The following is a 15,838-nucleotide window of genomic DNA, read 5'->3' as shown; positions in this document are numbered from 1 at the left end:
ACAACATATAGAGGAAAAAGAAAAGCAGGAGGAGAGGCCTCCCCCTGTCTTCGTATACATTACTCCATGCTTCACTCATGCTTTGACCGCTCCACTGACACCATCAATAAAATAGCGCTGCAACAGGACGAAGATCAGCATAATAGGACCTAATGTAATTACTGAACCAGCGCAGACATAAGTCCAGTTGGTGGAGTGCTCTCCAATAAACGAATAAAGTCCAATCGCCAGGGTATTGAGGTCTGGTCGCCCAAGCGTAAAAACCAGCGGGATCAGAAAGTTATTCCAGGAACTGATAAAAGTGAATAATGCTACTGTCGCAACCATCGGACCTGCCAGTGGGAATAAGACTCGCCAGTATAACTGATGAAATCCTGCCCCGTCAACACGCGCAGCATCCTCAATCTGTCTATCCATGGTCGAAAAGTAGCCCATGAACAAAAAGGTACTGAACACCAGACCACCCGCGGTCTCAGCAATAACAATTGACCATAACGTGTCTAACAACCCCAACCTCTGCATAATATCGAAAATGGGAATAATAGTATAACCATGCGGCAAGAAAAGCGTTATTCCAACCAGAACAATGATAGCCCTTTTGCCGGGAAATGTCTTGCGCGCAAGTACAAAACCAGCCATAGACGTAACAAAAAGAGTGAGGACCACGGTCAAAACAGTCGTAAAAACTGAATTGAAGAAGTAAGCACCAAAGGAGGCGTCATTCCAGGTATTTACATAGTTTGATAAAGCCAGTTCTTTAGGAATCAGGTTCAGCCCTTCTGTAAAAAAGTGCTCCGGTTTGCGTAGTGAGCTTGAAAACACCCAGAGAAATGGATAAACCCAGAGAAAACCGCCAGCAATTAACACCATATGTGTTAGTAGGCTGCTGAGACGCTGGCGACGTTTATACGCCGGGAGCCGCTTCTTCTGCCGATATCTTGAAACACGTGTTGCCATGAAGGTACCTTCTTTCTATTTGTACACGTACAAAAAGACAAACAACTTGTTATTGCTGGCGGCGGATAATGCGAAAGACGAAGTATTGCATTATCGAAAGCGCTAATAAAATCAGCCCGTAAAAAAAGGAGGCTGCCGAGGCGAAGCCAACATTTGGCTCCACAACTGAGGCCGCCGTATCCCCAAAGGCCTGATGATAGATATAAGTATTGACGACTTCTGTAGCAAAGTAAGGACCGCCATGGGTCAAAACCTGTACCAGATCAAACACTTGCAAACTGCCAAGTATTGACAGGATCAGCACCATGATACCAATCCCGCGGAGCTGCGGTAGGGTAATATAAAAAAGTCGCCCAAATGCTCCTGTCCCATCGATCCTTGCCGCTTCGTAGAGCTCTGCTGGAATCGTCTGCAGACCGGCCAGCAGGTAGACCATGTTATACCCCAACGTGTTCCAGATGCCAATCACAATCACGCAACCCAAAGCAAAGCGCGGATCGCCCAGCCAATCAATATGGTCACGGATGATATGCAGATTGAGCAGGAGCTGATTGATGTTGTTTCCAAAGTCCGCGAGAATCAATTGAAACACCACACCAACGACCGCTGCAGATGTCACAGCCGGAATAAAATAGACAGAGCGGTAAAAAGGTGAAAAACGCAATTTGGGATTGTTTAAAACAAGCGCGAGAATCAGCGCCAGGAACAATTGGATAGGAACCAGGGTCGCCATATATATGAAGGTATGCAGAAATGCACCCCAGAAAATGGAATCATGTATGACGCTTGTAAAGTTGTCCAGTCCAACATACAGCGTTGGGTCTCCAATGCCATTCCACTGATAAAAGCTATAGGTCAGTGAGGCAAAGATGGGGTAAATAACAAAAACAACCAGCAGAATGAGCATTGGGGTCAGATACACATATGACCAGCCACTACTCAGTATCTGTATCCAGAGGCTACGCTTCTGCGGTATAGCTCGCCTCGATGGGATCTGCGGTGGCGTCGTTGGCAAAGATGGTGCTTGCATGGCAAAGGCTCTTTTCTAGTACTTTGGGAGACCTGGTATTGTTCTACCAGGTCTCCTTTTTGTCATGCCTCAAGATAAGCGGTAACTGATACATAAAGGATAAGAAAGAAAGCACAGCGCTTACGCAGGTTTTGTCGTATATGGCTTGGTGATATCCCAGTCAGAGAAAATGTAATCGTTAATAGTTACATTATTTCCTTGCTGCTGCGCCTGTGCAAGAGCCTTGTCAACAGCCTGTTGTGAGCGATCAGCGAGGTCAGAGAGTGCCGCATGAATATCACCGATCTGGCCTGTATAGATGCCTGTAGACACATCAGAGATATCGGGTTTCACAGCTGGCAAAATCACATTCGCAGTCTTTGGATTGCGTTGAGAAATGTTTGGACCAACCAGTGACACCTGACTTGTGGCTGCATATTGGGCAAAAGGCTTGAACTTAATTGAAGCAGGATCATTCGCCTGTGAGAAGACCGAAATGTCCTCGCCAGCCTGCACCCAACGCTTCGCAGTATCCAGGCTATACATCCAATTGAACCATTCCCATGCTTCATCAGGATGCTTCGTTTGCGACGAAATAGCGAGGAACTGACCTCCTGGCACATGATAGTAGTATCCTTGCAGCGTCTTTGAGGGGGCGACAAGCGGGACTAACGAATAATCAGTAAAATTATGCTGTGACCACTCAGCCTGATTCCACACACCACCAACAGTCATGCCGAACTTTCCTTGCTCGAAGAGCACACGTGCTGCCTCATCACCAATGCTCATTGAGTCGGGGTAAAAGTATTTGTGGTTTTTCCAGTCCAGAATGAGGTTGTACACATCTGCATAATTGCGATCGGTAGCATAGGTGTATTTGCCAACACGGTAGTCCATACTGCCCAGCGGACCAAAAGTACCAGCACCACCTCCTGGTGAACCAGCTCCACGGACCAGGACCTCCAACCACCAGGGGAAAATCGCACTCGAGTTTCCAATGCCGAAGCCATAGACGTTCCCATTACTCTTCTTAACAATGGCATCTGCGGCATTTGACAGATCATCCCAGGTCTGGGGTATTTTGACGGAACCATCACTATTGGTAAGTCCTGCCTGCTTGAAAACAGCGTTGTTGACATAGAGCTGTAAGATGGAGGCAGATCCAGTTAATGGTGCCGTGTATAGCTTCCCGTTGATCATGTTGTTGCCTTCGTAAAAGGTTCCTTCGGGGAAGCGAGAACGCCATGAGCTGGTGGCCCATTTGTCGAGTGGTAAAAGCCAGCCTTTCGCAACCTGCTCATTGAGCTTGAAGCTTTGCGGAATCATGAAAACGTCGGGAGTGGTTTTGTTCTTATACGCCAGAGAGAAAAGCGTATCATACGAATTGCTATGGGTCGTCTTTTTGATCTTGATGCTAGAGTTGGCAGCCTGGAAAAGCTTAATCTCATTGTCAAGCCAGGGGGCCTGCGATACCCACCAATCCCAATGATTGATTGTCGCTGTGGTTGATGCGGTAGATCCACCACAGGCTGCTAATAGATCACCAAAGACAGCAGTGCCTGCGATACCTGCCGCTGCTTGCAAAACGCGACGGCGACTCGTCTGTGCCAGAGCTTCTTGCATTCTATACATAATACCAGACCTCCTGAGTCAAGAAAACATTGTTCCCACACGCAAATACATTGTATGAGAACCTCATGACCTGTAGTCGTGATGACTATTCATCTTTACTCGCTCCTGGTGCTGCTCCGCCTATACCAGAGGCTCATTGACAATCATCATGCACAAAGTATAGAAGGCAAGGAACAGTGACACAAGATGGCCAATCAACGAAAAACCATGCGCATCAATGCAATCATTGTCTCTTAAGGCTCTTTGATCCCTCTTTCATGGCGTAGCACATCTGGCTCGCTTACCGGATGCATACCATACTCTTGAAAAACCTGTGCCATCCTCTCCCTATCCAGAGGCGGCTCTCTGAAGTCAGCTGGAGAACAGCCCCACATGAGTCTATCATATTCTCACTCTCTGCTCGACGCACTGGCAGACCTACTCTTCATACTTTAGCATGAGCTTCCAACAGATGCATTGATCAGTTACTCCTTTTCGTTGATTGACTGCACCATATCAAAGCTTTTTTCTTTTCTATTTATAGAAACCAATTCCATTTTTTCTCTCTCCAGCCCTGGAAATCGACATACCATTACCATGGGCTTGAAAGCAGAATAATAATCGTCAGGCGATCTATTGTCCTTCTCTTCGACTAAATCAGGTACATGTTCATTTGAACAGGCGGTCTGACTGCTGGAACCATCACCCTTATTGTTGAAGCCATGCAATAGAATAGGAGCACTGAACCCTTGAAGGACTTATTGGGTTGCACCTTGAGACTAAGCAGGTTGGCGACATAGCTAGAAACAGTGGTAAGATGAGCGACAACATAGAAATCGTGTATTCCGGTGACGCTGGTAGCAGGGATGCTGGTCCCGCCAGTGGTGGCGACGGTGGCACTGGAGAGATTGGTGTCGAGCGTTGTATAGATATCTGGGGCGCTGGTACTGCTGGTCTGGATGGTACCCAGCAATGGACCATCGAGTTTGTCCATATGGATATCGAGAGTGCCACCGAAGTTAGAGCCAGTTGCATAATCAGCATCGATAGCGCTAACACCCTGACTGAGATCAACACAGCTATATTTAGCCCAACTACCCTCATCCAGATTGCCAAGACTCATCACATCAGCCCCATTGTCTGTGGGAGTCAATATCCTGGTATTGCCGCCATTGTCGTCAAAGTTGGAGGCCTGGATGGTATCGCCATAGGTATATTGGGGAGTATGCGCCTGACATTGATTGCGGTAGCAGGTAAAGTTGCCCTATCCAGGAAGAGTTTTGGTGAAGGAGGAGTCATCGGAACTGACTGAGATTTGACTGGACACTATACTGCTACTGATAGGGCTAATATAGCGGTCTCCCGTGAACGAGGCCCCGCTCCCTCGAATATTTTTGTAGAATGGGTCACCGTAGGTCCAGCCGCTGTAGCCTGCGGGACCTTTATAGATACCAGTCCCATCCTGCTCGATGGTGATAGAGATGTATTTACCTTCTCCATAACTGTACCAATCGCCAACGAATGAAGTTTGACAGAGTAGTAGGGATTTCATATGTACCTGACACAGCACGCTAGAATTTTACACTTATCCTGGGCCTACCTCGATCGGTGGCGCGTTCCATCCTTGCGAATCATCGCTGCAACGGACATGCGCCCCAGACGCCTGGGCGGAGCCGGGGCGCATGTCCGTTGTCGTCTGGCAGACAAGAGGAGAGCGGCGTTCGCCACTGCATGCAATAACCGCTATTTCGCACTGGCCTTATCGGGGGGTTGCAAGTTGTTCGCCAAGCGGCAGAGTCTCTTTGGGTTTCTCGTTATCGCTTCCTTGCTGCATAAAGAGGAAGATGAACAGGCAAATGATGGGAATGAAACCTATAACCCAGCCCATCCATTCTGGGATGGCCGGTGGTGCGGTCACGGAAAGAGGGACCTCCACGCTGCCCCGGCCTTGCGGACCATCTACAATAATATGGAGATGCCAGAGCCCGCGTACAGTGATCTCTGCGTCCCCTTGAACCTGCTTGCCCGTGTTCGGACTGATACTGGCTTGTACCGTCTGTGCGGCAAGACCGCTACCAGGAATGGTCTCAGCGTGGTAGGTGAGTGACCGGGTTGATGCAATACTAAAGGGCAAGGTATATCCAGCATTACCAGGATACTTCGAGAAACCAATCGTCAAGGGATACGGACCCGCCTCTACCTGAACAATCTTCGCAGGCGTACCAGTGGGAAAAATTGCGAGAAGAGACACTGCCATGTCTGCGAGCAGTACCACCAGTGAGATGATTCCAACAATGAGCAACGCGACCTGTAAAAACATACGCATGATTCTATAGACCCCCTATTTCTGGTTCATCACTTCGCCTGTGTAGTGGCCAAGCCGAATGCCTATCACGATACCAACGATGCCCAGCAGCAACGAGACTGTGACGCCAACGATCCCGGCGTGTGCCAGAATTTCTGTCTCATCGCGAGCAGGTAGAACAAAGACGGGTATACAAGCTATAAAAGAAATCACTCCCAGGATGAGGTTCCGCCTGCGCTCTGTCCATGCCAGACGCCTTGCCCAGACGAAACAGGCATCGACAAGTGGAGCTATCGCGATAGGTGTAAGCGGCCAGTTCACTGCAATGATAGAGATAGCGCTGAAGAGACCAATTCCCTGGCGGTAGTGGAGCCCCTCAATTGGGAGCAGCCAGTTGGTAAGCGGAGGGACAATGAGAGAGAACAGGATTGCCTCCCCTATATACACAAGCATAACGAGAGTCGCAGACAGACGAGAAGGCAGTACTCCCTTTGTAGCGACGAACACGAAGGATACGAGCAGTGCCTCAAGAAATGGGTAGAAATTAATCAAAAGGCCACCAATCTGTAGCGATCCACGCGCATCGATTGCAGGTGGAACCAGAATACTCACAAACCCCATGAAGACCGCTATAGCAACTACAGTCCCGCTGTGTCCAATCTTAGCAGAGCGGAGATCCAATTCACGCCCGGTGAACCTGCTTACCGAGGCAATAATATAGATAGACCCCAGCACCATGATCGACATCCCAACAAAGATCATGAGGTGGAAAGGAGCCCATATAGCAACATCAACGCCATAGAGGGCGTGCCAATAGGTATCGAGCACAAACCCGAGACCCGATGCCAGTGCGCCATAGCCCGCAATATAGGAGCCGATAGAGCTGGAAAACAACCCTGCAAAGCGCGTCGTGTATTGCTTGAGTGCCGAGTTACGTTTCACCCAGTTTGTTTCGATCAGAACCTCCATAAGTGCAAGCACACCTCCAATAACGATACCAGACAACATGACAATATGTGGAGCGGTTAACGTACGGTCGCGTCCGACGAAAACATGCCATTGAATATCCCAACTCACTCCAACCAGGGTGATCACTCCTCCAAGGAGTATACCCAGACCCGAGAAGAGACGTAGATTGAGAAGCCAGCGTAGAACTGGCATGGCAAGGTTGCCAAATAGAGAACGGCGTCCAATTGCTTGAGACATATGTTTCCCCTTAATGAAGATGCGGCTTTAAAAATTAGCGGCGAAATGGAGGACTATCGTGGCCGACGAGTGATTTGAAGCTGTCGGTAAATTTCTGGATGAGCCTTGTAAATTCCTCCAACTCGTCATCACTAAATGACTCGGTCACCTGCATGATATCTTTGTCCGATTGAGCTTTTGTCCTGGCGAGCTGAGCGCGTCCAGCATCCGTCAAGCTTACTACCACAACGCGGCGATCCTTCTCATCATGCTTGCGTGTTACCATACCCGTGTTGAGAAGGCGATCCACAATGCCAGTCACCGTCGCCCCCGATTGATAGGTGAGTGCAGCTAATTCTTGCATTGTGCAGTTTCCTTCTTGCGCTTCAAGGACAAGCATTGAGACAAGCTGCGGCCAGGTAATCTCCATCCGCTCAGCTGCGAGAGTATTCATTTTGTGGCTTTGCCATACATGCATCTGGAGCGTTTGAGCGAATACACCAAACGCTGCGGCCCTTCGCTGTTCGCCGCTCTCGGCTACGCGTGTTTCCTGCTCATTATCACCTAACATGTTTATCTCCCCTGATATGTATTTGGCTTTATCGTTACGCTACAGACCCTGAGAACACAATTTCTCAAAATGGATAAAGTGACCAGTGTACCATATCCAAGAGAAACAAAAACGTTGAAATTCTCTTGTCTTTTAATTTGCGACACTAAATAATTGCACCTTTTTTATTTTGCATCACAAAGTAATTATATCTGGGAGTATTGAGTTTGTCAACTGGCTTTTCCTATCGTAAGTATGCAGACTCAGCCCAAGGAGAAGTTGGAGGTAAGGAGAGCAAGGCATTGGTGGAAAGGATTGAGCTCCTGAGCTAAAGAGGCTGGCGAGATTCATAGCTGTAAAGAGTGTTGAGAATGATTGCATTGCTGCACATGGTTTTTCGCTGATTGGCCATCTTGTGCTACTGTTCCTTGCCTTCTATACTTTGTGCATGATGATGTCGATGAGCCTCTGGTACAGGAGGATCAGCACCGGGGGTGGGCAAAGATAAATAGTCATCATGACTACAGGTCATGAGGTTCTCACGGAATATATTCGCGTGTGGGTATGACCTTTCCCTCTAGGGAACTATACGTTCTGTGCTCTTCATCAAGGCAAAAAGCTGCTAAGAACTGGCCAGGGAAAGGGATGTTTACCTCCTGCTTAAAGGGTACCATCAGCGACTCGACATTTAAAACACGCATCATATACTGAGGATAAGCTGCCAACAATTGACCTCCTACGGCTCCAGAAGGCCAGTTGAATTCGTCGTAGAGCCAGACCTTCATGTCACGTGCTGCGGCTTCTCTCACATGATGGGGCAGATAGTCTTGCCCCATCACAACCATGGCGCTAAAGGGAGCAAACAAACATATCCCTACGGGAATCAAGAGCAACCAAGCAAAAAACATCTGAACAGGGCTGAGTAGAGGGAAGCTTAAGATCTTCAGGCGTGAACCAGCTTAGTACACTTCGACCTCAGCAAAGGCCATACGATAGGTTCCTCCATCATTGCCAGGCAAATTGTTCGCATATACCCGCACATACTGCACGGTCTGGGTAGTAAAGCTCAAAATCTGAGCGTCTCCACCGGTTGGACGAGGGTAGTTACTTTTCTGGAGCACGGAAGTCCAATTGCTGCCATTGCTGGAGACATCAATCTCGAAATTGGTGGGGAAGTCAGTTCCAACCATGCTGCCGTCGCTGCGTGGATACAACACAACCTTGCTGATCGTCTTAGCAGACCCCAGATCATACGCGAACCATTCGTTATGATCAATATCAGTATTGTTACTGCTGATCCACCCGAGAGAGCTACCGGGAATCGAGCTCCGTTGTCCATCATTGGCAAACCGCAGTCCCCAACCATAGGAGATATTTTCCACTGAACTGCTCGCCGATGCGGTCGCGCCCGCTGCCAGGTTTGGTCCTGCCTGGAACACCTGGGAATACGGTCCAGGCTGGTTCACCCGATTATAGGCTCTCACCCGGTAATAGGAATTTGAGCCGGTCGGTTGGGTACTATCGGTCCAGGGTGTATGAAGATCAGTCGCACATTGATCACAAATCACGGTCCACGAGCCATCTGTGCCCGTTGTTGAGCGCTCAACTGAGTAATTTGCTGCCAGTGCAGCTCCTTGCCAGGCGATCTGACTGCCAGAAATGTTGGTAATCACGGGTGCGGCAGGAATGCTATCAGCTGGTAAGGTGGTGATGCCCTGTAATCGATAGGCATGGGCGCGTAACTGCTGAGCACGGGCCTGCTTATCAGCGCTGACCCCAGGATACACAAGGTCCCAACCGTCAGTTTTTCGATACCCATAGTTATCATCATGCGAGTAGAGATTCCAGTAGGTATCGAGAGAAACGTTTGTATTAGACTCAAGATTGGCAAGATAATCGCTCAATGCAGGGCCATTCCCATCTCCTTGCTCGGCCCAGTTGTCCCAATCATACTCGCCAATATAATAGGCCTTACCTCCATCGGCAGCTTGCTGAGCATAGCGATTGGTTGTATCGATCGACATGGGATACTGATGGTCGCCAACGATATCGATGTTAGCAATGGCTAAATCATCAGCGTTCACGCCACGAAAGCCATCAATTACCAGGTGATGACCATCAACGCTCTTGATGTAATTGGCAATTGTTGTGGTCCAGCTGACAGGCGGGTAGATCTCATTGCCCGTTTCCCAGCCCAGGATGGCGGGATCATCTTTGTAGGCAACGCCAGTATAGGTGTTGACCCGATTCATAAGCACGCCGATGTACTGCTCAAAGTCGCTGATGACCTGTGCGTTACTGTAGAAGTCATCATCATTGGTCAGGTTGCGCCACCCCGTAAAGGTGAATCTGCCGCCAAGGCCCTCATTGTGATAATTATCAATCAGCGGAATGATCAGGCGGATACCACGTGCACCAGCCTGGGCAACAGCATAATCATCGCGCTTGAGCGCATCTTCGCTGAAATTGCCTAATGTCGGCTCAATACAGAGAGCGCATCCAACTGACATCCCCAGCGTTTGCACACGCATCACCGTCGCACCCATCTCCTGGGCAGTGATCAAGGCATCATTCACACGATACTGGGTCACGGGGGTGTCGTCTAGACCCCACCAGTAGCTATTACCACCAGAAGCACGAAAAACATTGCCGTTAAGCATGAGGTGAGACCCGGAGCGGGTCACAAAACCGCTGACAGTTGCGGCATGGGCTGGGATGGGATGGGATAATGGGGTCGCCAAAAAGCCCAGCACCAGCGCTGAAAGGATAACTGCGCACCCCACCAATAGACGAAAAACCGCGCTCTTCTTCATAGAAGAAACTCCTTTTAACTATCCATTATGTCAAAACAAACCACCATGTTTGTTTTCTCTGGCTCACAACAGGTGTGAGCCAGAGAAAAGTGGGAGAATATGAACGTCTCTAGAAAAGTGGGAGAAAGGAAAAAAGAAGGTCTGGTCTGATCATCGCTCTGCACCACAGACCTGCTGCTGTCCAGACATGAGGTATCCCATTTATCACGAGAGACTCAAGACTATATTCTCTGTTACAACTATAAATGACATTCATCTGTTTCTGATGCAATCAATCAACAAAAAAGCGCTGTTGATCAATGGGTTTTTACTGCCTGGTGGAATTTTCATGAGGCCTGCGAGTTGGAAGTTCAAACAGACACCGATAAAGTGCTGGGAGATACGAGCCATCCTGAATTGGTCGGCTTTTAAAACTTTAGGATGGCTCAAGACGTGCTACTTCAATCCAGACAAAACAATACCGCGAACAAAAGTCCGTTGCGCGAACAAAAAAAGGATCAGGATAGGGACGATATACAGTAGCGTCCCTGCAGCTAAAATGTTCGTAAATGGCATACCTGTAGGATCACTGTATCCATTTGCAATCGCCACAGCCAGAGTTGCCTGATCATCACTAAGGAAAAGCGCCTGTGAAAAATAATCACCCCAGGCCCAGGTAAATGAAAGAATAAAGGCCGTTACGCAGATTGGAATTGACAGAGGCAGAAAAATGCGCCAGAAGATATGGAAGTAGGAAGCGCCATCAAGCAGCGCAGCCTCCTCTAAAGCAACAGGGATGGTTGAAAAGTGTTGTCGAAAAAGAAACGTAATTGTCGGTGTGCTGGCAATACCCCATAACACCCAGGGCCAGTAACTATCGATCAATTGTAAATGAGTGAAAAGCGAATACGTGGGGATAACAGTCAAAATTGGTGGCAACATAATGGTTGAAAGCATGACAAGAAACAACAACTGTTTTCCTTTACCGCGTAAGCGTGCAAAACCAAACCCAACCAGCGCTGATGAGACAGTGACCAGGCTTGCATAGATCGTTGCCAGTTCCAGTGTATTGGTCAGATAGCGCCAGAAATCAATCATAGTGAGCGCGCGGGCAAAATTTTCCCATTGAAAAACTGCTGGTAGCCACCGAATAGGATACGCTGAAAGCTCATCAGGTGTCTTCAGCGCCACGCCTATCAGCCAGAGCAGCGGTCCTACAAAAAGGAGTGCCAGGATCAAAAGCGTGATCAGCACCATTGCATCACGCCTGAGCTCTCTATTCTGTCTCTTTGTTTTTTGCACAGATTGCATTGTATTGCTGGAATTTTCTCCTGTACGTTCAGGTTGAACGGATGTGTGTGATATGAGCATTTTTGAGAAGCGCTTCCTTTCTTACAGATCAGCCAGCTACTCCTGATCAACTTCGTAATAAACCCAGAATGTGCTAGACCGAAAAACAAGCAATGTGACAGCAAGAATAATAGCAAACAGGATCCACAGAAGGGCTGAACCGTAGCCAAAGCGTTGATTAGCAAAAAATTGCTCATACACATGAACCATATACAGGTAGTTACTGCGTTGAATGGTTCCAGCATAATGGCCAATGCCTTTATTTTGTGATAGCAACAGCGGTTGTATCAGAGTCTGCAGCGCATAAATCGTACCTGTCACCGCTTGAAAAAAGAGAACCGGTGAAAGGATCGGTAAAGTAATACGAAAAAAGCTCTGGAACACATTTGCGCCATCAACTCGTGCTGCTTCAATCAATTCCTGAGGTATGCTTTGCAGTCCAGCAAGCGAAAGCACCATACCACCTCCTACCCCCCAGAGCACCATCACAATGAGAGCAAAAAAGACGGTCGGATCAAGCAGCCAGGAAACCGCATGACCTCCAAAAAGTTCAACAAACGCGTTGGCCACCCCTGAATTCCGATCAAAAATGAGCTGCCAGATGATCGCTGAGGCAACAACAGGAATAATTGAAGGAGTATAGAAAAAGGAAACGTCGTCGAGAAAAACGGGAATATGGGACTAGATTGCCAGATGCAGATAGATGCGACATGTGTCATACCTCCATTGGTACTAAAATAACAGCAACCGCGTCAAATAGTGATACATGCAACTCTCTGTATGAAAAACTAGCCAGTCAATACACACTACCGCCAGACAATTTTTGTCACAGGTTCACAAAAACCTTACTATCATAGTAATTATTTTTTGAAAATATTTCAAAAAATAATTACTATGATGAGCATACAATGGAACGATTAGCTTGTCAATCCTTTTCAGAGAAGCATCAAAAACCAGGTCGTTTGGGCGTTTTTACAGACAAATAACAACAAAGGGAAAGCAAAGAAATGGAAATGGTCTCATAAAGTCTCGTAAATTTTTGAAAAACAGTGTATAATTTTTTTGAAATAGATTTTATCAAAACAGAGAAAAGAGTAAGCATGAAGAAGAGGAGTCAGATTATCACCAGAAAGAAAATGACCATGGCTCAGATCGCTGAAGTAGCTGGAGTCTCAGTGCCAACCGTATCAAAAGTGCTCCGCCGGCAATATGATGGTTCTCAGGCAACACGTGAGCGTGTCGAACAGATTCTGTTAGAGCATGGCTATCTTGATCAGCGTGCCCTACAAAGAGCACGAAATGGAGAAAAAACGGCTGTCTGTCTGGTTCTACCTTTGTTAGAGAGCTCCTATGAATTAGAGATCCTACGCGGGGTTGATACAGGTTTAAATGAAATAAATCATCATCTGATACTGATAAAGCGCAGCAATGAGCCTACCCATGCTCATCAGTGGCTGATGCAATTGTCAGATACAGCGTTGAATGGAGTAATTTTAGTTTTCGGAGATCAACACCATGCGCAGGTAGAAGATACTTTACAACAACAACATCTCCCTTTTGTAATAGTCGATCATTTAAGCGAATTAGGCCCAACAGTTCCATCAGTTGGTATCAACAACTTTGCAGGTGGGCGCTCCGCTGTCGCCCATCTCTTTTCTTTAGGGCATCGACGCATTGGGATAATTACCGGACCGCTCACGTTAGCCTGTGCACGTGATCGTTTAGCTGGCTATCATACCGTGCTATCCGAAGAAGGTTTTCCAGTCGACTCTGCTTTAATTCGTCATGGCGTCTTTGAAGAAGCTGAAGGTATTAAGTCGGGCTATCAGGAAGCAAATGCTCTTTTAAATTTACCAGATCCTCCTACAGCCATCTTTGCTAGCAACGACACACAAGCAATTGGTGTCTATAAAGCACTTTTTGAACGAGGTATCCGCATCCCTCAGGACATAAGCGTCATTGGTTTTGACGATATCCCTATTGCCTCTCAAATGCTGCCTACATTGACAACGGTAAGACAGCCGTTATTTGAGATGGGGCGCACTGCGACATCAATGCTGCTTCGTCTATTGGAGAATAAACCATTAGATAGCACACGTGTCGAACTTCCAACAAGCTTAATTATACGTCAATCATGCGCTAAAAGCCCATTATAACAAGTTTTGTTATGCGTCCAACAAACATCTAACCAGGCCATTTTGAAGCGAATGAAGTTTTCTACATATATAGCTCTTTTCTTTTTTGGGAGCTGAAAGGGGAGGGCCTTGTTTTTCAATGGCCCTCACTCCAGTTACTCAAAACAGATGATTTAGCCTGTCGTAAAGGTCATCTGTGAGAGTTGTGGTGTCCAGATATTACTATCGCTAGAAAACTCAACTTTCACATAGTTCGTTCCTGATGAAAAAGATGTTGATGGGCTAAACACGCTACGCGTCCAGTTGCCTGTAATATATGCTGTCGAGGCCGCACTTACGGAGAGAGGTGTCCAATTCCTGCCATCTCCAGAGATGTAAAACTTTATCGGGCTAGCTGCTCCATTAAAGTAGTAGATGCGTGCAGAGAAAGTACTGATGTTTGTGTAATTATACACAATTGTTTCGACACTATCGCTTGTCCTGGTAGCTCGCGAGGTGTCACCTTCAAAGTTTGCACCATTGCTGGCATCAAAACGCCAATTATCGCTATGTGAACCATTCGTTCCAAGCTGACTCCAATCATTCAGATTATCGGTGATAGTGTTGCCAGTAGAATCGCTGACAGAGGTCAGAATGATCTGGGTCATTGCATTCGGGCCGAGGCTCACTGTCTCGCTGAACGAACTATTGGGGGCTAAAGTGGTATCTTCGACCTGCTGTAGATCCGAATTACTGGCATCAAACTGGTTGTTACTGTGAGTAGCATCAATCAGATAACGCTGTACGCGGATGTTTTTGCCGCTGAATTGAGCTGGTAGATTGTTGACATTGATGGTTGTCGTGTAGGAGTTCTGGATACTACGATCACTCTGATAGTTCCACGCCATCACTGAAACACCACTCTCATCGCTACTGGCCTCGCCATAAACGCCAAAGCCATGTGTATCCAATGAGTCAGAACTGGCTGCAACACGCGTTGTTTTCATCTGGCTTTGCATGAGCATCAAATTGTATTGTGTCGTGACCTTGCCAGGCTGGATGGCAAACTGATTAAAAAATGCCTCGACTCCTTCTTCGTTGTCTTTGCGCGTTGCAAAACGGATCGGATACGTATTCGATTCATCAAGAAAGTAGTAGTCTATTGATGCATCAGCAGCAGTAGACATCAAACGGTTATTGCTACTATCTACCGGGTAAGCACCATACTCCGAGGCAATAATTGGAATACCTGTAGAAAGTCCACGTGCAGCCAATAGACCATCAAGATACTGTCGCACCCCCTTATACTGGTTTTGATAATCCAGAGGCCCATAGTTGGGACGGCTACCATTAAACATATAGGGATGGTACGATAGAAAGTCGAGTCGTTTTGCGGGATCAGTGTCCGCTTTGTACGTATCCAGAAAATACTGCCACTGATCGTTGCCAGTCGTAGGCCCACCAACCAGCAGCGGGATATCTGGATTCAATGTCTGATTGATGTAGTTGATGGTCTGGTAAAATGATTTGTAGATACCATAGTAGATCGAGGTGTCCATATACGTGTATTGCTCATTCAAGACCTCGATGTACTTGATCTTTGGGTACAACTGTTTCCAGTAACGAAAAGCATGAATTAAAAAGTAAGTAATTTTCCTTAATTTTTCGAAAAATTAAGGAAAATATTCTTTCAAGGAAAGTATAATAGAGAGCTAAGCTATTGTCAAGGTATCTGAAAATCGAGCAAAAAGAAGTATTTTCGGCACCTCTCTATCTGTTCCCGGGGCAAATCTTATCACAACGTTTCTCAACGAAGAGTCAGCCAATAGCTTTGCAACCCACTACAGTGAATTATTTTCGAAAATTTTTATTTCAAAAGATTGGCTGGACATATTTTTTAGAGGTTTATCTGCTTCGCGAAACGCTCTTTTGGGTGGAAGAGTGTTTCGCGAAAGAGTCTATGCA

At 47.1% G+C, this 15,838-nt stretch carries 13 protein-coding genes; 1 reads left to right on the top strand and 12 read right to left on the bottom strand.

Annotation, left to right across the window (positions count from 1 at the left end; genetic code table 11):
- Nucleotides 1-75: 75 nt before the first annotated feature.
- The 11 genes from EL628_RS24530 to EL628_RS24480 form a co-directional block, all read right to left on the bottom strand.
- On the bottom strand, nt 76-957 hold the full coding sequence (locus tag EL628_RS24530) for a carbohydrate ABC transporter permease (RefSeq protein WP_126582636.1): 882 nt from the start codon (nt 955-957) through the stop codon (nt 76-78).
- Nucleotides 958-1,006: 49 nt separating this feature from the next.
- Entirely contained in the window at nt 1,007-1,987 is a 981-nt protein-coding gene (locus EL628_RS24525; RefSeq protein ID WP_126582635.1) for a carbohydrate ABC transporter permease, read from the bottom strand.
- 120 nt (nt 1,988-2,107) lie between these two features.
- Complete coding sequence (locus tag EL628_RS24520; RefSeq protein WP_245994418.1) at nt 2,108-3,598, bottom strand: ABC transporter substrate-binding protein; 1,491 nt, start codon at nt 3,596-3,598, stop codon at nt 2,108-2,110.
- A gap of 631 nt (nt 3,599-4,229) precedes the next feature.
- Entirely contained in the window at nt 4,230-4,730 is a 501-nt protein-coding gene (locus tag EL628_RS31135; protein WP_371859687.1) for a carbohydrate-binding protein, read from the bottom strand.
- Nucleotides 4,731-5,336: 606 nt separating this feature from the next.
- Nucleotides 5,337-5,903 (bottom strand): hypothetical protein, encoded by a 567-nt coding sequence (locus EL628_RS24510; RefSeq protein ID WP_126582634.1) that lies wholly within the window; start codon nt 5,901-5,903, stop codon nt 5,337-5,339.
- Nucleotides 5,904-5,918: 15 nt separating this feature from the next.
- Nucleotides 5,919-7,088, bottom strand: coding sequence for a hypothetical protein (locus EL628_RS24505; RefSeq protein ID WP_126582633.1), 1,170 nt, complete (start codon nt 7,086-7,088; stop codon nt 5,919-5,921).
- A gap of 34 nt (nt 7,089-7,122) precedes the next feature.
- Nucleotides 7,123-7,638 (bottom strand): MarR family winged helix-turn-helix transcriptional regulator, encoded by a 516-nt coding sequence (locus EL628_RS24500; protein WP_126582632.1) that lies wholly within the window; start codon nt 7,636-7,638, stop codon nt 7,123-7,125.
- 518 nt (nt 7,639-8,156) lie between these two features.
- A complete protein-coding gene (locus EL628_RS24495; protein ID WP_126582631.1) occupies nt 8,157-8,483 on the bottom strand; it encodes a hypothetical protein in 327 nt (108 codons plus the stop codon).
- Between the two features lie 93 nt (nt 8,484-8,576).
- Complete coding sequence (locus tag EL628_RS24490) at nt 8,577-10,430, bottom strand: discoidin domain-containing protein (protein WP_126582630.1); 1,854 nt, start codon at nt 10,428-10,430, stop codon at nt 8,577-8,579.
- A gap of 435 nt (nt 10,431-10,865) precedes the next feature.
- Nucleotides 10,866-11,780, bottom strand: coding sequence for a carbohydrate ABC transporter permease (locus EL628_RS24485; RefSeq protein ID WP_218028987.1), 915 nt, complete (start codon nt 11,778-11,780; stop codon nt 10,866-10,868).
- Between the two features lie 36 nt (nt 11,781-11,816).
- Nucleotides 11,817-12,434 (bottom strand): carbohydrate ABC transporter permease, encoded by a 618-nt coding sequence (locus EL628_RS24480; protein WP_126582629.1) that lies wholly within the window; start codon nt 12,432-12,434, stop codon nt 11,817-11,819.
- Between the two features lie 425 nt (nt 12,435-12,859).
- Here EL628_RS24480 and EL628_RS24475 point away from each other — a divergent pair, with 425 nt between their 5' ends.
- Complete coding sequence (locus EL628_RS24475) at nt 12,860-13,915, top strand: LacI family DNA-binding transcriptional regulator (RefSeq protein ID WP_126582628.1); 1,056 nt, start codon at nt 12,860-12,862, stop codon at nt 13,913-13,915.
- A 152-nt stretch (nt 13,916-14,067) separates the two neighbouring features.
- Here the strand turns inward: EL628_RS24475 and EL628_RS24470 are convergent, their stop codons facing one another.
- Entirely contained in the window at nt 14,068-15,432 is a 1,365-nt protein-coding gene (locus EL628_RS24470; protein WP_126582627.1) for a hypothetical protein, read from the bottom strand.
- Between the last annotated feature and the right edge of the window lie 406 nt (nt 15,433-15,838).

The sequence above is a fragment of the Tengunoibacter tsumagoiensis genome (genome assembly GCF_003967535.1).
GTDB lineage: Bacteria > Chloroflexota > Ktedonobacteria > Ktedonobacterales > Ktedonobacteraceae > Tengunoibacter > Tengunoibacter tsumagoiensis.
The sequence above is the reverse complement of the archived record's forward strand: the minus strand, read 5'-3'. Positions and strand labels throughout refer to the sequence as shown.

Bases quoted from the DNA above. Each gene is read 5' to 3' on its own strand.
- EL628_RS24530 (WP_126582636.1), bottom strand. From the start codon at position 957: ATGGCAACACGTGTTTCAAGATATCGGCAGAAGAAGCGGCTCCCGGCG.
- EL628_RS24525 (WP_126582635.1), bottom strand. From the start codon at position 1,987: ATGCAAGCACCATCTTTGCCAACGACGCCACCGCAGATCCCATCGAGG.
- EL628_RS24520 (WP_245994418.1), bottom strand. From the start codon at position 3,598: ATGTATAGAATGCAAGAAGCTCTGGCACAGACGAGTCGCCGTCGCGTT.
- EL628_RS24510 (WP_126582634.1), bottom strand. From the start codon at position 5,903: ATGCGTATGTTTTTACAGGTCGCGTTGCTCATTGTTGGAATCATCTCA.
- EL628_RS24505 (WP_126582633.1), bottom strand. From the start codon at position 7,088: ATGTCTCAAGCAATTGGACGCCGTTCTCTATTTGGCAACCTTGCCATG.
- EL628_RS24500 (WP_126582632.1), bottom strand. From the start codon at position 7,638: ATGTTAGGTGATAATGAGCAGGAAACACGCGTAGCCGAGAGCGGCGAA.
- EL628_RS24490 (WP_126582630.1), bottom strand. From the start codon at position 10,430: ATGAAGAAGAGCGCGGTTTTTCGTCTATTGGTGGGGTGCGCAGTTATC.
- EL628_RS24485 (WP_218028987.1), bottom strand. From the start codon at position 11,780: ATGCTCATATCACACACATCCGTTCAACCTGAACGTACAGGAGAAAAT.
- EL628_RS24475 (WP_126582628.1), top strand. From the start codon at position 12,860: ATGAAGAAGAGGAGTCAGATTATCACCAGAAAGAAAATGACCATGGCT.
- EL628_RS24470 (WP_126582627.1), bottom strand. From the start codon at position 15,432: ATGGACACCTCGATCTACTATGGTATCTACAAATCATTTTACCAGACC.